At 30.7% G+C, this 21,018-nt stretch carries 18 protein-coding genes; 15 read left to right on the top strand and 3 right to left on the bottom strand.

Features of this window, described 5'->3' with window-relative positions; translation table 11 throughout:
* Position 1 precedes the first annotated feature (1 nt).
* The 8 genes from OGZ34_RS18470 (at position 2) to OGZ34_RS18435 (ending at position 5,341) form a co-directional block, all read left to right on the top strand.
* Positions 2 to 472, top strand: coding sequence for an RNA polymerase sigma factor (locus tag OGZ34_RS18470; protein ID WP_263361267.1), 471 nt, complete (start codon positions 2 to 4; stop codon positions 470 to 472).
* Complete coding sequence (locus OGZ34_RS18465) at positions 462 to 1,055, top strand: hypothetical protein (RefSeq protein WP_263361266.1); 594 nt, start codon at positions 462 to 464, stop codon at positions 1,053 to 1,055. Before OGZ34_RS18470 ends, OGZ34_RS18465 begins: the two co-directional genes overlap by 11 nt.
* 309 nt (positions 1,056 to 1,364) lie before the next feature.
* A complete protein-coding gene (locus OGZ34_RS18460; RefSeq protein ID WP_263361265.1) occupies positions 1,365 to 1,937 on the top strand; it encodes a Crp/Fnr family transcriptional regulator in 573 nt (190 codons plus the stop codon).
* Between the two features lie 95 nt (positions 1,938 to 2,032).
* A complete protein-coding gene (locus OGZ34_RS18455; protein ID WP_263361264.1) occupies positions 2,033 to 2,557 on the top strand; it encodes a YceI family protein in 525 nt (174 codons plus the stop codon).
* A gap of 97 nt (positions 2,558 to 2,654) precedes the next feature.
* Complete coding sequence (locus OGZ34_RS18450) at positions 2,655 to 3,725, top strand: NAD(P)H-dependent flavin oxidoreductase (RefSeq protein ID WP_263361263.1); 1,071 nt, start codon at positions 2,655 to 2,657, stop codon at positions 3,723 to 3,725.
* 290 nt (positions 3,726 to 4,015) lie between these two features.
* A complete protein-coding gene (locus tag OGZ34_RS18445) occupies positions 4,016 to 4,435 on the top strand; it encodes an SRPBCC family protein (RefSeq protein WP_263361262.1) in 420 nt (139 codons plus the stop codon).
* Positions 4,432 to 4,890 (top strand): EVE domain-containing protein, encoded by a 459-nt coding sequence (locus OGZ34_RS18440; RefSeq protein WP_263361261.1) that lies wholly within the window; start codon positions 4,432 to 4,434, stop codon positions 4,888 to 4,890. The genes OGZ34_RS18445 and OGZ34_RS18440 overlap by 4 nt, the downstream gene beginning before the upstream one ends.
* Positions 4,883 to 5,341, top strand: coding sequence for a MarR family winged helix-turn-helix transcriptional regulator (locus OGZ34_RS18435; protein ID WP_263361260.1), 459 nt, complete (start codon positions 4,883 to 4,885; stop codon positions 5,339 to 5,341). Before OGZ34_RS18440 ends, OGZ34_RS18435 begins: the two co-directional genes overlap by 8 nt.
* A 459-nt stretch (positions 5,342 to 5,800) precedes the next feature.
* Here OGZ34_RS18435 and OGZ34_RS18430 read toward each other — a convergent pair whose 3' ends face one another.
* Together OGZ34_RS18430 and OGZ34_RS18425 are read right to left on the bottom strand one after the other, a co-directional pair.
* Positions 5,801 to 6,490 (bottom strand): LytR/AlgR family response regulator transcription factor, encoded by a 690-nt coding sequence (locus OGZ34_RS18430; RefSeq protein WP_173965891.1) that lies wholly within the window; start codon positions 6,488 to 6,490, stop codon positions 5,801 to 5,803.
* On the bottom strand, positions 6,487 to 7,527 hold the full coding sequence (locus tag OGZ34_RS18425) for a sensor histidine kinase (protein WP_263361259.1): 1,041 nt from the start codon (positions 7,525 to 7,527) through the stop codon (positions 6,487 to 6,489). Before OGZ34_RS18425 ends, OGZ34_RS18430 begins: the two co-directional genes overlap by 4 nt.
* A gap of 121 nt (positions 7,528 to 7,648) precedes the next feature.
* Between OGZ34_RS18425 and OGZ34_RS18420 the strand changes: the two genes are divergently transcribed.
* The 4 genes from OGZ34_RS18420 to OGZ34_RS18405 all read left to right on the top strand — a co-directional run bounded on the left by OGZ34_RS18420 (position 7,649) and on the right by OGZ34_RS18405 (position 12,949).
* Complete coding sequence (locus OGZ34_RS18420) at positions 7,649 to 10,039, top strand: TonB-dependent receptor domain-containing protein (protein ID WP_263361258.1); 2,391 nt, start codon at positions 7,649 to 7,651, stop codon at positions 10,037 to 10,039.
* Between the two features lie 564 nt (positions 10,040 to 10,603).
* Positions 10,604 to 10,936: a bleomycin resistance family protein gene (locus OGZ34_RS18415; protein ID WP_263361257.1), complete on the top strand. Its 333-nt coding sequence runs from the start codon at positions 10,604 to 10,606 to the stop codon at positions 10,934 to 10,936.
* Positions 10,937 to 11,199: 263 nt separating this feature from the next.
* Positions 11,200 to 11,778 (top strand): Crp/Fnr family transcriptional regulator, encoded by a 579-nt coding sequence (locus OGZ34_RS18410; RefSeq protein WP_263361256.1) that lies wholly within the window; start codon positions 11,200 to 11,202, stop codon positions 11,776 to 11,778.
* A 532-nt stretch (positions 11,779 to 12,310) separates the two neighbouring features.
* Entirely contained in the window at positions 12,311 to 12,949 is a 639-nt protein-coding gene (locus tag OGZ34_RS18405) for a response regulator (RefSeq protein WP_263361255.1), read from the top strand.
* A gap of 593 nt (positions 12,950 to 13,542) precedes the next feature.
* Here the strand turns inward: OGZ34_RS18405 and OGZ34_RS18400 are convergent.
* A complete protein-coding gene (locus tag OGZ34_RS18400) occupies positions 13,543 to 15,483 on the bottom strand; it encodes an OmpA family protein (protein ID WP_263361254.1) in 1,941 nt (646 codons plus the stop codon).
* Positions 15,484 to 17,983: 2,500 nt separating this feature from the next.
* Here OGZ34_RS18400 and OGZ34_RS18395 point away from each other — a divergent pair.
* The 3 genes from OGZ34_RS18395 to OGZ34_RS18385 all read left to right on the top strand — a co-directional run bounded on the left by OGZ34_RS18395 (position 17,984) and on the right by OGZ34_RS18385 (position 20,992).
* The gene (locus tag OGZ34_RS18395) at positions 17,984 to 19,057 is read left to right on the top strand and encodes a sensor histidine kinase (protein WP_263361253.1); all 1,074 of its coding nucleotides are present in this window, start codon (positions 17,984 to 17,986) and stop codon (positions 19,055 to 19,057) included.
* 709 nt (positions 19,058 to 19,766) lie between these two features.
* Positions 19,767 to 20,456 carry an alpha/beta hydrolase gene (locus tag OGZ34_RS18390; protein ID WP_263361252.1) on the top strand — a complete coding sequence of 230 codons (690 nt, stop codon included), beginning with the start codon at positions 19,767 to 19,769 and terminating at the stop codon, positions 20,454 to 20,456.
* A 62-nt stretch (positions 20,457 to 20,518) separates the two neighbouring features.
* Positions 20,519 to 20,992, top strand: a complete 474-nt coding sequence (locus OGZ34_RS18385) for a Dps family protein (RefSeq protein WP_263361251.1) — start codon at positions 20,519 to 20,521, stop codon at positions 20,990 to 20,992.
* The last annotated feature ends 26 nt before the right edge of the window (positions 20,993 to 21,018 follow it).

Raw genomic sequence — 21,018 nt, 5'->3', positions numbered from 1 at the left:
AATGGAATTTGAGGAAATATATGCTACTTATTGGCAAAAAATATTTCGATTGTGTATGGGATACGTCAATGATTATGATCAAGCACAAGACCTTGCACAGGAGACATTTATAACTGTTTGGGAACAACTCCCAAAGTTTAGAAACGGATCGATTGTTGGAACTTGGATTTTTAGGATTGCTTCTAACAATTGTTTACGACAAATTAGAAAAGAAAAACGGTATCCAAAAGCGGAATTGCCAATATACTTGGCAAACGAGAACAGAATAGATATAGAGCCAAAAATTCAATTGCTGCATAAATGCATCTCCGAATTACCTGAAATAGATCGTATTATTATTTCACTTGAATTGGAAAATATAAAACAAGCCGAAATAGCCAAAATTGTTGGACTTTCAGAAGCGAACATAAGGGTTAAAATACATAGAATAAAAGAAAGATTGACACAAAAATTTAAAGAAAATGGACAATAATAATATCAATTTTAATGAATTGTGGGCAGAACAAGCTACAAGCGCACCTAATTTAAAAGACTTGGTATCTAAAGCCAATCTGGTGCGACATAGTAATTTAAGAAAATTAATCTTTAAAAATATAATATTCACACTTGTAGCAGCATTTTTGATTTTCATTTGGGTTAATTTTCACCCCCAATTATTATCAACCAAAATTGGAATTGTGTTAATTGTTTTAGCAATGGCAGTTTATATTTTCAGCTCAAGCCAAAATATAATTCAACTTTTAAATAAGATAAACACGGCTCAAAGTAACAAAGATTACTTAAATCATTTATTGGCTTTAAAGGAAAAACAACAGTTTTTACAAACAAAAATATCCAATTTATATTTTGTTTTGTTTTCATCTGGAATCTGTTTGTATTTTTATGAAAATGCTTTGAAAATGCCTGTTAATAAAGCAGTTTATACCTATCTAGCAATAGTAGCATTTATTATTTGGGGAAGATTTTATATGAAACCAAGGTTAATTAAAAAACAACAAGTTAAGCTTGATGAAATTATAAGGAAATTTGAGAATATAAACAAACAGCTTGATTAAAAAGGATATTTACTATATTAGTTCGCAATTAAATATACTGGCGGAAAAATAGATATAAATATGGACAGTATAAAAAAATTTAATGACATTCGGACCTCAAGATGGAATGATAGATAAATTGTAAGATTTGTTTAATAAAAAACAGCAACAAACTAAGTTTGCAGTTGTTTTGCGAATTCTCCAAATTTCTTTTTTTCTTGTGCTGGTAATCTTTTGTTATAAATTTACACAACCATTATAAAGCTGGTGGAAGATTGATAGCAAGTAATAGCACCTTAAAAACGACAGCTTAACTAATACAGAATGTGAATGAGTGATGTTTTACGACAACAAATAGAAAAAATTACTGAACTTACTGATTCTGAGTTTGACTATATTTTATCTCATTTTGAGAGCAAAAAAATTAAAAAACATCAATTTGCACTGCAAGTAGGAGAAAATACACCAAACGATTATTTCATTTTGAGCGGGTGTCTAAAGTCATACTTTACAGATAGAAATGGCAAGGAACACATCTTGCAGTTTGGAATGCAAGACTGGTGGATTACAGACTATCAAGCCTACTACAATCAAACAAAAGCAACGATAAATATTGACTGTATTGAGGACAGTGATTTACTTTGTTTGTCCTTTCACAATAGGGAAAAACTATGTTCAGAAATTCATAAAATAGAGTACTTTTTTAGAAAAAAAACGAATAAGCGTAATGTTGCCTTACAACAACGGATACTTTCTTTATTGAGCAATAACGCTAAAGAAAAATACGACCAATTATTGCAACTATATCCACTGCTTTTTCAAAAAGTTCCAAAACATCTTATTGCTTCGTATTTGGGTGTTACAAGGGAAACACTCAGCAGACTTAACACTCCTTCAAAATAAAGTGAGGTATATCACAAAAAATTTGTGATGTAGGTCCTTTAACATTCTTTATTTCCAATAGAACTTTGTCTCTTAATTTTTAAACAAAAAATAAAATGAGAAAGTTTCAAATTCAACAGGCAAGCAGCACCGTAAATTGGACAGGAAAAAAAGTGCTAGGCTTACACACAGGAAGCATCAATATTGCAAATGGATATATTGAAATCATAGATAACAAAGTTATAGGCGGAGAAATCCAAATTGACATGACCTCAATTGTGATTACCGATATTGAAGACAAAAAGACTAGGCAGGATTTTTTAGCGCATTTATTAAATGATGATTTTTTCTCGGTTGATAAATTTAAAACTGCTAAACTAACTATAACAAGTTCAAGCAAAATTGAAACTAATAAAATTAAAATTGATGGAAATCTCACAATCAAAGATATTTCACACCCAATCAGTTTTACATCTTCTATTGAAATATTTACAGACACTTTACATTCACTAGGGGAAGTGGTAATTGATAGAACTTTGTACAATATTCGTTATGGTTCGGGAAAATTTATTGACAACTTAGGGGATAAATTAATTTATGATGATTTTGTTTTACAATTCAAACTTATAGGATTGGCATAAAGCCAAACTAGTGTATAAAAGCGAAGTGCAGTGAGTTCTTTCAAGTACTTTACTTTTATTATTTACTAATTAATAATCCTTTAATAGAAAAAAGACAATGTGGAATAAAACAAAATTTACAAAACTATTAGGTATCGACTATCCAATAGTTCAAGGCCCTTTTGGTGGTGGACTTTCATCTGTAAAACTTACAAGTGCAGTTTCAAATGCTGGCGGTTTAGGTTCGTTTGGAGGTCAACCTTTTTCATCAAATGAAATCATTGAAATCTGCAGTGAAATAAAAAAACTTACCAACAAGCCTTTCAATATTAATTTATGGATAAACGATCGAGATAAAGCTTTGACTACTTTTGATAGTGACCAGTTCAATAAATTAACTGAATTATTCAAACCATATTTTAACGAATTAGGCTTACCTATTGCTGAAAGGCCAACTAATCTGGGTACTAAATTTGAAGAACAAATTGAAGCTGTCTATGAGGCTAAACCTGCAATTTTCAGCTTTGTTTACGGAATACCTTCATCAGATATTTTAGAAAATTGCCGAAGATTGGGTATAAAAACAGTTGGTGCAGCAACAACAGTTGATGAAGCTATCGCTTTGGAAAATGCAGGAGTTGATTCAATAGTTGCAACAGGCTTTGAAGCAGGTGGTCATCGCGTTTCTTTTTTAAGGTCGGCAGAAGATTCTTTGACAGGGACATTTTCACTTATTCCACAAGTTGTCGATAGCGTTAAAATACCAATAATTGCAGCAGGTGGAATTGCAGATGCAAGAGGAATAAAAGCTGCATTGGTTTTGGGCGCTGATGCTGTACAAATGGGCACCGCATTTTTGGCAACAACACAATCTAACGCTTCGCAAGATCATAAAGATAAACTTTTTACACCAGAAGCAAAATATACAATCTTAACAAAGGTATTTACTGGCCGACTATCAAGAGGAATTAGAAACAGACTTACAGAAGAATTAAAAAATCATGAAGAATTATTTGCACCTTATCCTTTGCAGAGTAAATTCATGGGTTTACTAAAAGCATATCCAGGGACTGCCAATTCAAATCCAGACTTTAAAGCCTACTGGGCAGGGCAGTCTGCGTCATTATTAAAACATCGAGATGCTAAAACATTAATGGAAAACTTGGTAAATGAAATGAATAAAATTTAAAAAGAGCTTGGCAAGGATTTTATAAAATTATAAGGATCTCATTTATAATATAAAAAAATCAGTAGACTATTTGAAGGTGTTTTAAGAAAAGACACAATAGAAAAGGAATTTTATACAAAAAAGTAGCTTTTTACAGTATTTTGGATAGTGAATTAAAAAATGTGCAACAAAATATTAAAAATAAAATTGAGAGAAGAGTTAGAGTAACAAAAATAGACTAGAAACAAATTGCATATTATAAGTTAACATATTATATTTACACTTATTAAATATTCAAAACCTATAATAGTATGTGGACAAAATCTCATTCAATGGTAACCAAAGAAGTTACAAAAGAACAAATATGGAAACTCTTTGCTGATGTAAACAATTGGCATACTTGGGACGACGGAATCGAATTTGCAAAACTTGAAGGCAAATTTGAAAAAGGAAATTATTTTATACTGCGACCAAAAGGCGGACCAAATGTAAAAGTAGAATTACTGGAAACTATTGAAAATAAAAGTTTTCTGGATCTGACAAAGTTTCCATTGGCAAGAATGTATGACAGTCATTTATTTGAAGATACCGGTGATGGATTAAAAATTACCAATACAATTACTGTAAAAGGTATTTTAAGTTTTCTTTGGATAAAAATTGTCGCTCAAAAAATTGTGGATACTTTACCTGAAGATATGAAAAAACAAATTGAAGCAGCTTCAAAATTATGAGTGCTGTAAAATATTGGATAGCTGCAGTTTCTAAAGAGCACACAATGCGCGGTGTAACGGGCGGTTTTATGCAAGTCTGCCACGGAAAACAAGCACCTTTAAAACGAATGAAAAAAGGCGATTACTTAATTGTGTATTCTTCAAAAATCACAATGGAAGGAAACCAAAAATGCCAAGCCTTTACAGCAATCGGACAAGTGAAAGATGATGATATTTATCAATTTTCAATGTCAGAAAACTTCAATCCATTTAGAAGAAATATTGAGTTTTTTAATTGTACAGAAATTTTAATAATTCCATTAATTAATGAACTTGAATTTATTGCAAACAAAAAATCTTGGGGATTCCCATTTCGTTATGGTTTCTTTGAAATTAAAGAAAATGATTTTAATTTTATAAGCTCTAAAATGCTACATAATAAAAAAACATTAATTCAAATATTTTCAAATGAGTGAATCAGCAGACAACACATTTAGCGTAGAAAAAGCAGAAGAAAGTTCAGGGTTTTTATTGTGGCAGGTGACAAACCTATGGCAAAGAGAAATCAAAAAAGCTTTAGAACAATATGGGCTGACACATTCACAGTTTGTATTAATGGCAAGTATTCATTGGCTTACAATTCATAAGCAAGAAGTAACACAAGTTGTATTGTCGTCACATACAAAAATTGACCCAATGACAACTTCTACTGTTTTGAGAACCTTACAAAAAAAAGGTTTTATTCAACGACAGGAACATTTAACAGATACAAGAGCCAAAACTGTTGCACTAACAGATGACGGAAAAAAAACAATAAAAAAAGCAATTGTAACAGTTGAAAAATTTGATAAAGAATTTTTCTCATTACTTGGAGACAAAACAATAGAATTGAATGAAAAATTAATAATCTTGCTAGGTAAAAAATAGAAAAAGGAACAAACAGGTGTTTAAAAATAACTCTAAATATTCAAAACGGAGCCCCTTTTAGTATCTCATCAATTTTAATTATACTTTTTGAACTTTTAGTAGGTTATGATGGCTTCTGCGTGCGTATTTTTAAATACCAACTACATAATAATCCAGCGAGTAGATTTAATTATTTGACTCTGAGAATTAGAGTTGTTTTTCTATAGTTTTATATTTTTTATTTATCAAAGAGGATTGTGATACCCGTTTTATCATAGAAATTAGTATTGTTTTATTCGATATAATAGTTTTAACAATAGATGTATTTTCTGAAACTAATAGTAGAAAATTTATGGACGAATTACCCCGGCTGGAATATATTTTGCATCAAAAAACCAGTGAGCTTAATTCACTGGTTTTAAAATTCATATACTGTACATCTTTAATCTATTTAGTACAGTTCAATATTTTTATTTACTGCTAACTTAGCCAGTCACTGACTAACTTTCGATAGGTTTCACCAACGGGAAGCTGTTCTCCACTGGTGAGTTGTATCTGATTTCCATCAATAACTTTTATTTTACTTTTTGGGATTATATAGGAGCGATGAATTCGAACAAATTGATTTACAGGAAGCTTTTCCAAAATATCCTTCATGTTTTCCAGAACCATAATTTTCTCCCCTTTCGTATGAATGCGAATATAGTCTTTGAGTCCTTCAATATAAAGGATGTTTTCGGTTGCTATTTTATGATGCTTCCGGTCGGCTTTTACAAATAGAAAATCTTCAGTTTGCTGGTTTTGAAAGGTTTCCTGCCAACGGATAAATTTTTCAACACTCTGATAAAAACGATTGAAAACAATTGGTTTGAGTAAATAATCTATAACATGGAACTGAAAAACATCTAAAGCATAATCCGGATAAGCAGAGGTAATGATGAAGTTGTGTTTCTGATTGAACATCTGCATTAATTCAATTCCGGTTAGCTGTGGCATTTGAATGTCTATAAACACCAAATCAACCACTTCATTGTTCAGTATTTCGATGGCTTTAAAAACGTCTGAATCGGCATACAAAACGTTTAATCTCGGTACTTTAGAAGCATAATCTGCCATTAACCTTACTGCAAAAGGTTCGTCGTCTAATATGATACAATTTATTTTCTTCATCTTAATTCTATTTCAAGTTCAGCTGTAAACTGGTTGTTTTGATTTACTACTTTTATCTGATGTTTTTGCGGATAATGAATTTCCAGTCTCTTTCTTAAATTACTTAATCCAATACCTCCCAATTTATCTTTCTTTTGTATGGCGATATCATTTATCACTTTAAAACTGAGTTTTTGATCTTCTAAGCGCAGCTCGATTATAATTGGTTTTTCGTTAGATGTAACACCGTGTTTTAAGGCATTTTCAATTAACGGAGATAAAATATAAGGCGGAATTTCTTCAGAAATATTTTCGGTTTCAATTCTGAAATCAATAAAAGCACTTTCCTGATGCCTTAATTGTTCGAGCTCTATATAGGCTTTTATATACTCGATTTCATCGGCCAGTTTTATCTTTTCTTTTTGAGATTCGTAGGTCGTAAAACGCATAATCTGACTTAGTTTTTCGATGGCAGCCAACGATTTATCCGATTGAAAATAAACCATCGAATAAATATTGTTGAGCGTATTAAATATAAAATGCGGATTGATCTGTGCTTTCAGAAATTTGATTTCGGTGTTTTTGTTTTCTTCCAGAATAACCTGATTGTACTCCAGCAAACGGATAAAATAAATAACAAACCAAAGCAGTGAACTTAAAATTACAGGCATACTGCTGTAATGCAGATTATCCTCCATATACTTAAAGAAAGTTGGATTGGTGTAATTGATTCGATGAAATAAAACATCGCTTATCACCTGTTCCAACAACCATCGCGACCCCGTAAAAAACAAGTACGAAACCAATACTCCCACAAAAAATCTTTTCCACTGAAAGGATTTAAAAACCAATTTCATCACCACAAAATAATGAAAATAAAAGGTTAGCACAAACACAATCATATACGTTGAAAGAAACAGATCCGGAATGAAGTTTTTGCTCTGGATTAGATTTTTAACAAATGTGAAATACCCCATCAAAAGCCAATATATGATATGAATAAACACTTCTACTCTTTTTGATAATGTTCCTTTATACATCGTTTCGTTTTTTTTCAAAGATATACATTCATTAAAAAGTCTAAAGCCGGGTTTGTAGATTAATCACAGGGGTTTGTCGATAAAAGTTCTTTACGGTCTTTTTTCAGCGCAGTTTTGCAGGGTAATTAATTTAAAAACCATGAAAAACATTGGCCTTTTAGTACTTGCCTTTTTGTATCAGACGTATTCTTTTGGTCAGGAATATGAAGTTAAAGGAAAAGTGATCAATCAAAATAAACTAGCCGTTGAATTTGTGATCAGCGGTTTATTAAACCAACAAAAAACTTTAACCGCTCAGGCTTCAACGGACAGTCTGGGGAATTTTGTTCTGAAAGCTCCAAAAGGAAATTACCGTTTCATACTGGAGCAATTTGGTACAGAATTCATGAACCGTGAAATTACAATAGATCAAAATACCGATCTGGGTACGATTGAAATTAAAGAATCGGTACAACTTGACGGCGTGACTTTAAAATCAAGAAAAAAACTGATTGAACAAAAAGTCGATCGACTTGTTTTTAATGTCGAAAATTCGGTAACGGCTACTGGCGGAACGGCTTTAGATGCTTTAAAAGCAACACCTACTGTAAGAGTTCAAAATGAAGCGATTTCGATTGTAGGTAAAGGGGAAATTTTAGTAATGATTGACGATCGTTTGCAAAGAATGCCTCAGGAAGATTTGGCGGCTTTTCTTAAATCAATTCCATCTGATAACATTAAGAGTATTGAAGTTATTACGACACCTCCGGCAAAATATGACGCTGAAGGCAATAGCGGTCTTATTAATATTAAATTGAAAAAAGCAAAAGCCAATTCATGGAATGCCAATATTGGAACTTCCTACACGCAAAAAACATATGCAGGCGGAAACGTGAACGGACTTTTTACGTACGATCACGATAAGCTTTCGGTACAAGCTACTGTTAGCAAAGGGAAACAAAAATTACTGACTTCTTCTGAAAGTTCTATTTTTTATACCAATGAAACCTGGAAGCAAGAACTTAAAAATAAATCGACCACAGATGTACTGAGCTTAGGTCTTGGTTTTGATTATAAAGTAACTGACAAATGGAGCAGTGGACTAAAATATCTGGGCAGTTTTACAGATAAAGTGAACTCAAACAACCCATTTACTACCAGATTCAATAATGCTAACGGAATGGCAGATTCTTATATTACGTCGAACGCAAATGGTGAAAACAATCCAAAAATGAATGCGGTTAACTTTCATAATTCGGTTGCAATAGACAGCTTAGGAAAAAACATCTCAATGGATCTGGATTATTTTGATTATAACAAAAATGACTCCCGTTTCTTTTCAGGGAATGAATTAGACAGTAGTAAAAATAAGATTCCCGGAGGTTTTTTCTCTTCAACGAATTCCAATGTCAATACCATCAAAAATTACTCAGCCAATATCGATGTTTCTTTACCGTACGACTGGGCAAACATTAGTTTTGGAGCGAAAACTTTCCATACTAATACAGATAATAATCTGGTTGTTTATGATAACGAAAGCGGAACACCGGTTTTCAATACCAATCAATCGAATGTTTTTAATTATAAGGAGTACAATCAGGCTTTGTATTTTTCGGGAAGTAAAAAAATAAATTCCAAATGGGAGACACAAATTGGTTTACGTATCGAAGCGACACAAACCAAAGGTTATTCTGAAAATCTGAATCAAACCAATACCAACAATTATGTAAAATTATTCCCAACGGCCTATTTGACGTATGTTCCTAATGAAAGTAATTCTTTCTCCTTAAACTACAGCCGAAGAATCCGCAGACCTGATTTTGACTATTTAAATCCTTTTGTCATTAAAACAAGTCCATATTATTATTCAGAAGGGAATCCGTATTTGAAACCTTCACTGATTGATAATTTTGAGTTTTCGTTTATCCGAAATCAAAAATGGGTAAGTTCTGTTTATTTTTCTCAGGTTTCAGATTTTGGACAGGAATTATCAATCATCGATCCGAATACAAATGTTACCAGAAACACTCCTTTAAACTATGCTAATACCTACCAAATTGGGCTTTCGACTTCATACAATTTCAATAAATGGTCCTGGTGGAACAGCTTCACCGGATTCAATTTAAACTATCAAAATGTAAAATCAAAAACCAATTTTATTCAGTCCATCGATGGCTATAACGGATACATTTACAGCAATAATGATTTTACCCTAAACAGTAACAAAACACTATTTATTGGATTAAACTATGGTTTACAACTGCCGGGCCGTTATCAAATTTTTAATATTTCGACTTTGAATATTCTTGACATTTCGGTTAAGCTATTAACTTTCAACAAAAATCTTTCGGTTACCATCATTGGCGAAGATTTACTGAATGCGCAAAAACCATTGATTTCCTATAGTTCAAACGATATTAAAACCAATGTAAAAAGCTATAGTGACAGTAGAGGCTTCCGAATTTCGCTGAGTTATAAATTCGGTAATCAAAACATCAAATCCAAACAAAGAGATTTTGGAAATGAAGAAGAAAGAAGCAGAGCCAACTAAATGTGTTTTGAACTTCATACAAAGCTTCAGAAAATATCTGAAGCTTTTTTATGCGTTTAGTCTAAATTTCAAAAAGCTGTTTTTATCCTCCATCTAAAATAGACTTATATTAGCCTTAAATTTAAACGATTAGAGAAGAAATAGCAGCCCTGAAAGTTACCACTTAAAAAACCAAAAATTACCATGACCAAAAAAACTGTCATCTTGCTAGGGTTTATCGCCTTAAAATTTATACTGCAATATAATTTAATAAGTCCTGAAAATATTGTGTGATAATGTATTTAAGCGGATTCTAAAAAAATATAAACTCTTATTGAGACAAAGATTTTGTAACTGGAATTTTAATCAAAATCACTATAAAAGTTGTCCATTTTGGATAAGTATTTAAGTTTTAAAAAAGTATATTTTTGCAAAATTAAAATATAAACTAATTTACAACATTAAGAAGTTCAAAAACATACCGTCCCAAACCATCAGATTAGTAGTGGACAAAACGACCAATTCTTAGAATTATCAAAAACTGGGTTAAGTTAAATGTGCTTTACAACTTTTACGAATTAAAGAATGAAAGTAAGTAAACTTGTCTCAAACTTTGAAGCAGTAGATATAAAAAAAACTGTTGAGTTTTATGCAGAAAATCTTGAATTTAGTTTATTTATGGCAATGCCAGAAAGTCAAGATGGTATCGAAAAATCCTTTGCTGAAGATAAAGAATATGTTTATGCAATGATGCAGAAAGATAATATGAAATTTATGTTTCAGCGTTCTGATACATTTAGAAAAGATGTAATATTTTCTCAAAATTTACCTATTGTAGCAACGTTTTCATTATGTATGGGCGTTGAAGAAATGGAAGAATTGTATCGGACATTAAAGAGTAAAAAACTTGCAGATTAACGAATTATAAACTACGTGGTATGATATGCAGGAATTTTATGTTAAAGATTTTAATGTGTATATTCTTAGGCTTGCAGAAAAAACCGAATAGATATGAGTATTGGAAAATGTAAAGAGAATGGTTTTTTGATTGTTTTTTTTATTCCCAAATTTAGTAAACATCCGTTAAATATTTCATAGTAGATGTAACCACAAAGCCTTAGTTTTAATATGTATTACATATTGAAACTGAGTCTTTGTATAAAAAAATGTAATAATTGCAAATGAAAAATCTCTTAAGAGAACAAATAGAAAAACATACAATAATATCGGATGAAGATTTTGAGGTATTTTTTTCTTTTTTTGAGTTAAAAAATATTAAAAGGAAAGAGTATGTCTTAAAGGCAGGAACAATTTGCGATTTTGAAGGATTTGTCACTAAAGGCTGTTTTAAAGTATATTATTTAAATGGAGCTAATGAAGAGCATGTGTTAAACTTTGCGATTGAAGATTGGTGGATTGTTGATTTGGATAGTTTCATAAATCAAGCTCCAGCAAGATTAAATATTGTTGCTTTGGAAAATAGTGAAGTTTTAGTGATTAATAAAATTAATAAAGAGCTTGCTTTTGAAAAATTGCCAGTTATAGAAAAAATGTTTAGAGTACTTTCTCAAAAAGCTTTAGTTGCACTTCATAGAAGGATGTTAAGCGCAACAAGTAAAAATGCAGAAGAGCGATATATAGAATTTTCTTCAAAATATCCACAATTAGTTAATAGGGTTGCAAGTAAGCATATTGCTTCTCATTTAGGAATTTCTGGAGAGTTTCTTAGTAAAATAAAAAAGAGAATTGCAAAAAGGTAGTGTTAGTGTTTTCTTGAACTGGTTCAATTTTTTTATTGATTTTTATAGTGTAAATTTGAAAATATTCAATTCTTTTTAAGAGTTTTAACATGTAAATCGCAATAAATTAATATTAATTTTTGTGAAAATTGTTAAATATGTGTTGTTTTTTGTTTTGTAGTATTAAGTTTATAATTGTAAGTCGGGTAAATAATAAACTATACTATTGGTGATTTGGGACAGCTAACGATAGTCCTAATTGGATTGATTTTAGGTTATATATTAGATTTTACAAGTAAATGGATAACTGAACCCGTTAATAAAATGGGATTATTAGATTTCTTTTTTAGTATTGGTCTTGCCTTAAGTACTGTATTACTAATCTGGGTTCTATACAAAATGTCAAATATCAGCTATCTGAAAAAGAAAAAAATACTGGACATTATCGTTTGATGCAGAGCTCCATGTTCAAAGCCAAGAGGGTAATGGAACCAATTTTAACGTTCAATTTAGTATTAAGTCAAATCTAAAAATCAAACTAATTATTACACGAATGAGATCATCAAGCAGCTATAATTTCTTAATTTCCGACGATCATAGTGTGGTGCGTCAAGGGGTTTCTCTTATTGTTAAAGACATGTTTTTGAATGCTCAAATTTTTCAGGCTGGAAACTTTGAAGATACTTTTAAAATTCTGCGAGAAACTGACATTAATTTATTGATTTTAGATGTGAATTTTCCCGATGGGAATAGTTTAAATATTTTACCTGAAATTAAAATTATTCAGCCGGAGATTAAGGTTTTGATGTTTTCTTCTTATGATGAAAATATTTATGCCATGCGCTATTTAAATGCCGGAGCTTCTGGTTATTTAAACAAAGAAAGTTCTGAGGAAGAAATGAAACACGCTATAGATACTATAATGCTGTCAGGTAAATTCATAACATCAAAAGTGAGAGATAAAATTTTAGATTCTTATATTTCTAGAACACCTATTAATCCGTTAGATCTTTTATCGAACAGAGAAATTGAAGTAGCCCATTTATTAATTAAGGGATATAGTAATATTGATATACTGGAATTATTGAAGATAAAAAAGACAACTGTGAGTACTTATAAACGTAGAATTTTTGAAAAATTGCAAGTCGATAATTTACCAGGCTTAATCGAAGTTTTTAATCATTATTCTTGAAAGAATCAGTAAAGTTAGTTTTTTTTTATCACCCAAAACGACTTAAAGCGGAGCTAAAAGACACATCTTTTTTTATTTCCAACCTCAATTCTACAGGAGTAAACCTATGAAATTCTTAAAGCTTGTTCTGCAAAGTTTTTTTTTTAATTTACACACCTTTAAGGATAGCATCTTCTGTTTATAAAAAAGCTAATTCAAATTTTGAATTAGCTTTTTGTTTTTAAATTAAAATAATATTGGGGGTAGTTAATTAAATTAGTTTTTTTAACCGCGTAGATTTTTGCAGCAAAAAAACAATTTGTATCTTCTTGGGAAATTAAAGCTAAATAATTTTGGGAATACTATATTAGTGGACATAATTTATTGATTTCCAATGATGAACTGTTTGATTATTGGTCTTTAAAAATATTCAGTGAGTTCCGATCACATTTTGATAAGCATTGTGATCTTTGCCGCTTTATTTTGATCTTAATGGTGAATTAACTTTATCAATTAAAATTTCCTTCTGTGCAAAAAAATCGTATCCAGATCTGCATTGGTTTGTTTTTAATATTTTTATATCAACCATATTTTTCTTAAAAACTAATTTATAATTATTTCATTGAAATAATTATAAATTCACTTCGTCTGTTTGCTTGATGCTCTGCTTCTGTACAGCTTACATTATCAGAACACTTATTTAAGAGCCGACTTTCTCCATAGCCTTTTGCTGTTAATCGGCTGGCAGCAATCCCTTTTTTTACCAGCCAGGCAACAGTGGCTTTGGCTCTTTTATCTGATAGCTCTAGATTGTAATTTGCTGTCTGACGGCTGTCGGTATGTGAACGAATACCTATTTTTATCTTTGGGTACTGTCTCATTACCTCATAGATTTTTTCTAGTTCAAATGCTGCTTTTGGCGTAATATTGGATTTGTTTAAAGCAAAGTAGATAATTGATACATCAACAATTTTAGCCAGATCTGTATTTATCGTCGCGGGTTTAATACGCTTTTCTAAAGCTATAACCAACTCTTTTGTGCCTTTTACATCTTTTATATCTACGGGTGTTTCTTTGGTATCGTATTTTTCTTTGGCAACTCTTACATAATATTTTTTACCGCATTCTACTTCAAAATTATATCGGCCTTCTGCATCAGTTTTAAATTCTCGAATTATCTTAAACTGATCATCAAGTAAGTTTACTGTCGAATATGGCAATACAGTGTTGTTGTCTAAATCTAAAATTACGCCATATAAATTTTGAGTACACTCTAATTTATTAAACTCGGTAAAACGATAGATATCATCATATCCCATTCCACCTTTTCTATTAGAAGAAAGAAAACCATTTTTATTTTTACTATTGATTATAAGTGCAAAATCATCCTGTTTGCTGTTTATGGGTTCTCCAATATTTTTTATAGGGCCTAAAGAATTGTCAGGGTTAATTTTGGCAGCGAATATATCAAGTCCGCCTAATCCAGGCAGTCCGTCACTTGCGAAATACAATTCATTATCGTCTGAAACAAAAGGAAATGTTTCTCTTCTTTCTGTATTAATTGTTTTTCCTAAATTCTTTGGTATTCCAAAGCTTCCATCACTATTAACAGTCACACTATAAATATCAGATTGTCCGTATCCTCCGGGCATATCCGAAGCAAAGTATAATGTTTTTTCATCTGGGCTCAATGCAGGATGTGCTGTATTGTAATTGTTGCTGTTAAAAGGTAGTTCACCTAGGTCTTCCCATTTTCCATCAGCTAAAGTTGCTCGGTATAATTTTAATAAAGTAATTTTTTCCTTTTTTTTTCCTTTTATACCATCCTGAAAATTATTTATGGTAAAATACATTGTTTTACCATCTTTTGTAAAAGCGGGTGTAGATTCACTGAATTTTGAATTTGCTTTTTTCGCAAACTTCTCTACTTTGCCTACGCTTCCGTCAGATTGTAATTCAACCGAATATAAATTGGTAAAAGATTGATTGGTACGTTGAAATACTTTTTTAGCAACGCTGCCGGTATCTTTTGTTGAGGTAAATACTAATTTATTATCTAGATAAGCACTTCCGTAATCTGAATATTTAGAATTTACTCCCGCGTTTGTTATTTCAAATCTTCCTGCATTTGCTTTGATTACGTCTATAAAATTTTTATTTTTCTCAGCCGACTTTACGCTTTGATCATTTCCAGATTTCTTTTGAAAAAGAGCCATCATTTTCTCGGCTTTGTCAAAATTATCTACTGATTTTAATGCTTGAGCATAGCGATAATAGTATTCAGGATCCTGATCCTCATTCATTTCAAACAAAGCATCATACCACTTTATTGCTTGTGTTAATAATCCATTGAAATAATAAGAGTTTCCTAATTTTTGAAACATCTTCTCATCTTTATATCCTTTATTTGCTACTTTTTCAAAAGTGGCAATGGCATCTATATAGACATACTTATCGTAATCTTTGTCGAGACTAAATATGTTCTCTGTTTGTGTAAATCCTTTAAAGGCAAAAAGAACTAAAAAAATGATACAAATTAATGTTTTAATGTTCATAATTAGAAGTATTATAAAGAAACTAAGTGAGGTAAATAGCTTGAATTCTACAGATGTGCAGTTCTATAATTAGGTTAATTCACAAGAAAAGATTGAGAGTTAACACTTAAAGATTTAAAAAAAAGGATTAATTAAGTTTTTTTGCTTTCATGTCGCGGTAATTTTTGCAATGGTTTTTAATTTAGGTTATATAATTTTGAAATTTAGTAGCGTTACACTTTGCTGCTCCAACTGTCATTAGTGCAAGTTATTTGTAAAAAAAATATTGTGCAATTCACTAATTGAAACTATTTTCCAATTCATTGCTTATAATTTTGGCTGCTGGGAACAATGTTATTTTCAAACAAATTAAGGGATAATCTTTAGAATAAAATTGGATAATTTTTTGCACTATAACCGGTAAATAATTCAATGATATAATCCTGATAAAAAAAATATTTTGATAAAAGTATTTTCTACCAAACCAATAACTTGTAGAACAAATGACTTTTCTATGTAGAACTTTTTCTATGGAGTGTTACGGTTTTTGATAAAAACAATATGGAGCTCAAGGTAAAAAGTACACGCCAAATGTAAGAGCTTTGATTAATAAAAATAAAAATGTAATCATACACGTTAGAGTTCAACCTTGATTCTGTAGGATTAGGCAATGAATAAGGAAGAATTATTGAGCCTGCTGGGTAATTTGGCACAAGTGTAGAAAATATCACGAGATGGAATATTAGCCTGAAGAGAAAATGCTTGCAGGCTGGGAAAAAATGTGTATTTAGTTCTGAATGAAAGCGAGCCGTATAAATGAACTCAAAAAGGTGTATCGTCCTAAAGCAGCTTAGAATATAAGAAAATACAAGGCAATTGGTCTTTGGGGCCTTTAGCAGCGAACCATACAAGAGGCTAGAATAATATGGGATGATTACGGTAATCAGTGAGACACAGTGGTTTTATCGGTAAACTTTGAGTATGCAAAAAAGATGGACATCGCAAAATCGCAGTTTTAATGTCCACTGCATATTGAAACTGCGATTTTGTTTTTATAGTATTTATAAAAAAAATAAAAAAGAATTTCAAAAAGGTAATATTTGATTTTTTCTTGAACTAGTTCAATTTTTTTATTGATTTTTATAATGTAAATTTGGAATTAAATCATTCATTTTAACAGTTTTGGTATGTAAAATTTAGTAAATTGGTTTTAATTTATATTGATTTTTTATAAAAGTTGTTAAATGTATAATTTTGTGTAATTTGTGGTTTTGAATTTAAAAGCATAAGCTGGATTAGTGCTGAACCATGGTATTGCTAATGACAGACCGCTAATGATAGTGTTAATTGGATTGATTTTAGGCTATATAATAGGTTTTGCAGGTAAATGGATAACGGAGCCCTTAATAAAATGAAGAATTAAACTTCTTCGCTGGTATGGAGCTTGCCTTAAGTACTGTATTACTAATCGTGGTTCTGTATAAAATGTCAAGTATTGGCTCTTTGAAAAAGAAAAAACATTGAAAAGTATCATGAAAAAAATTCATTAAATTTTACTGTAAAAATATCTTGAGCTTATGCTGAATTATCGTTTGAGTTTTTAAAAAGCACTAAGCAGCGGATAATTAATTTAAATATTAAGGATTTTTCTTAATCGTTCTTTTTTTTGTTTTTTAGTGAGTATAGATTACAAAACTAAATTCTCAAATTATAAAATAACAAAATAAATTAGAAAACAATGCAGATAAATTGTCAAGGGACTAGGTACGCAATTGTTTTTTAGATATTTATAAGGTTAGTTCTATTGGTATTGTTAAAAGAGCAATTGAAATTTAAGTGAATAGTTTATCTAAGTTAAAGCTATTGCTGCGGAAAAGGATTTTGATAATTAAGAGGATGAAATAATGTTTTTTCAAAGGTATAAGTGATTATTTACTTCGAAAATGATGTGTTATAATAGCATTTTTAATTCAGGGAATAAAGGCCTTATAGTGAGAAGTGCGATATTTAGAAGTATTATAATTGAGTTAAATAAGTTGAAAATAGATTGTGATTGCAATCAAGAGTTTTATAAACATTTTCAAGTTGAAGGTACTTGTTTATATTTTAAATGTGTTGCTTGAGGAAATGACAATTTAATGATGTCATTAGATAGTTGCGATTTTGAAGGCGATACTGATTTTTCAATTTCACAAGACATTTTCATTACAAGAATTTTTTCTAATTATATGCCCTAACTGTATTTAGAAAGAGAATTACTAGGTTTAGAGATAAAAGAGAGTAATAAACAAATTCAATATAGATCCAAAAAAAGTTAAACCTTAAAACTGGTTCAAAAGCAGGCTTAATAGAGCTTTCTTAAAGTTAAGAATGAGAAAAAAAATAGAGGATAAATTTCTTAATAAACTAACAAAAACTTCAATAAGAAAATGGATAAATCAGTAAAGAAAAAGCAAGAATAAACCGGATATAAAAGTTTTTTTAAGAAAAACATGAGTATGAATTTCTAATGATATAATCTATGGATTTTGACGATATTAATGTAACAAAAGAAGACTTACAAAAAATAGCGGACTTTTTGCCTTATCCGCTCATAATTGCTCAAAAAGATACTAGTGGAGATAGAAATTTGTACTTAAATAAGACCTTTATTAAAGAAATGGGCTTCACATTACAAGATATTCCTACCAGAGAAATATGCTTTGAAAAAATGTATCCCGATAGTAATTATCGCGAAAAATTATTTAAAGAATGGGCAGCATTAGAGATTGCAGCTAGAGAGTTAAATAGAGACCATATTAAAGTTAATGCAAGAATTACAAATAAGTTTAAAATTGAACATTGGTATGAGGTTAGGGCCTCATCGATAAAGAATGTCGATTTAGTAGCGTATGTCGATATAAATCAATCAATTGTAAAGCAGGAAAAGTTATTTGATATTAATAAGAATAAAGATAAAATATTATCTGTTTTAGGGCACGATTTAAGAAGCCCTATTGCTAATTTATTCTCGCTTGCTTTGATGGTTTCTGAAAAGGATATTACGCAAGAGGCTTTTGTGTCTCTTGTTGATGAAGTAAAAGCGGAATCTGTTAAAGTGCTTGATTTACTGGATACCACTTTACATTGGGCTAAATTTAATTTCAATCTAATTAAACCTAATAAAAGAAATACTAATGTCAGCGGTCTTATTGAAAGAATAATAGAAATATATAGATATTCATTTGAGAAGAAAGAGATTAATCTAATTAACTCCACAGTTTATCCTGTAAATATTGAAATTGATGAAGAAATAATGACAATTGTTTTTAGAAACCTATTATCAAATGCCATTAAGTTTTCCAATCATAAAGGAGAAATTAGTGTCAATGTTTCTGATGAGATAATAACAATATCTGACAATGGAATTGGAATGGGGCCGGAGCGGATAAAAGATATCATCGAAGGAAAATCTATTTCAAGAAATGGAACTGCAAACGAGTCTGGTATGGGTATGGGATTAAGTTTAGTTAATAATTTAATTGAAAAGATGGATTGTAAACTAGACATTGTAAGTGAGAAAAATAAAGGAACAACTATTAGAATATTTTTATGATTGTACGTTAAAAACCAAGATGTTAACTAGGTTAATAATTCTATTTACATTTAACAATGATAAGACCTATTAGACCACTTTTAAAAATAGGAGAGCTTTTTTCAGATAAATGAAATAGATTTTGAGATTTTTTTTAGGGGTTAAAAAACATTGCACTCAAGAAGTATGAATTCTCTTTGCAACAGTAGGAGAAATGCGACTGTATTGGTTTTGTGAAAAAACAAACAATGCGAAGTTTTTATAACAAATAAAAGGGCATTGATAAGAGCTTTGTTTTTCATTTTTATAATCAGTTTTTTACAGACTATGAAATTATATTATCTCATACACAATCAAGATTAAAGATACAAGCTATTGAGAAATCGGAAGTTTTATTAATTCATAAGGATGATTTAAAAATAGATATGATAAAAGGGTTTATGGGCTGGTATTGGGCCGGAGAATGATGGAAAAAATTATATCTGGCTGCGAAGGATAGAATTGAAAGGGGATTGTACTATAATTCTGAAAAACGATAGACAAATTTATTCAGAGAAAACTTTTTAGTTTTTAAGGTAATTCACAAAAAAATCATTGCAAGTTATTTAGGTATTACTCCAAGATCTCTGTGCAGAATAAAAAAGTTAGTTCTCGCTCATTAGCTTAAGTTAACGGGTATTGAATTCTTAAAAAGTAATTTTATTTTTTAATCAATTAAATAGCAATTATTATGGCAAAACAAGATTTAACAATTATTTTGGTTCACGGTGCTTGGGGCGATGGCTCACATTGGCAGCACGTAATTCCGGTATTAGTAAAAGAGGGCTACAAAGTACGCAGTGTACAAAATCCTTTAACATCTTTACAAGATGACATAAACAAAACAAAAGATTTAATTGATGCTCAAGAGGGTAGAGTTTTATTGGTTGGACATTCTTATGGAGGAGCGGTAATTTCAGGAGCAGGAAATCATGACAAAGTTGCTGGACTAGTTTACATTGCCGCTTTTGCACCAGATGCAGGAGATAGTTTAGGGGCACTTTTAGGGCGTAGAGCAGGTTCGGGCGGAGCTAGTATTTATCCTGACTCTAAAGGTTTTTTATGGATTAAGTATGACGAGTTCCACAAATCTTTCTGTCAAGATTTAGATGAAGAAGAGTCATTAATTATGTCTTTATCTCAAAGACCTATTCACGGACAATGTTTTGGAGACGAAGCAGGTGAACCGGCATGGAAAACAAAACCGAGTTGGTACCAGGTTTCTAACTTTGATAATATGATTCCTGCGGAAACTGAGAAAGAAATGGCTCAAAGAATGAACCCTAAAAAAACCATTTACTTAGATGCTGGGCATGCTTCTTTGGCATCACATCCAATAGAAGTATCTGCATTAATTTTAGAAGCGGCTTCATCTCTATAAAACAACTAAAACCACTGATTTCTATCAGTGGTGGTTTTTTATAAATTTAGAACTAAGAAGTAATGAAAATAAATATAGGAATTACGGAAAGTGACTGCCAATCTGCTGCAAATGAATTAGCAAAAATACCAGCAGATGAATATATTCTTTATGCAAAAACAATAAAAGTGCATTGGAATGTAGAAGGAGTAGATTTTTATAAGAAATACAAATTTTTTGGAAGTCAATTTACTCAACTTGATGAAATTATAGACAGTGCTGCGCATCGAATTGGAGTATTGGTATATTGTGCTGGACCGAGTTTAAAATTATTTTTGAAATTGACACATTTAACGCAGGAAACTAATTCAGCAAATAATGGTAAATGTTTTTTGACAGTGTTATTGAATGAGTGTGAAAACATTATTATTCATCTAAGAGAAAACATCTATCGATTTGCGAATGATTTTAGTGATTTAGGCTCAAGAGATTTCCTTAATGGACTTAGTACTGGGTGTCAACAAGGGGTCTGGTTTTTACATTGTGATCTTAACTAAGTTATGAGGGAGTTTAATTTTAAAAA

It is taken from the genome of Flavobacterium collinsii (genome assembly GCF_946903285.1).
GTDB classification, from domain to species: Bacteria; Bacteroidota; Bacteroidia; order Flavobacteriales; family Flavobacteriaceae; genus Flavobacterium; species Flavobacterium collinsii.
This window is presented reverse-complemented; position numbering and strand designations above follow the sequence as displayed.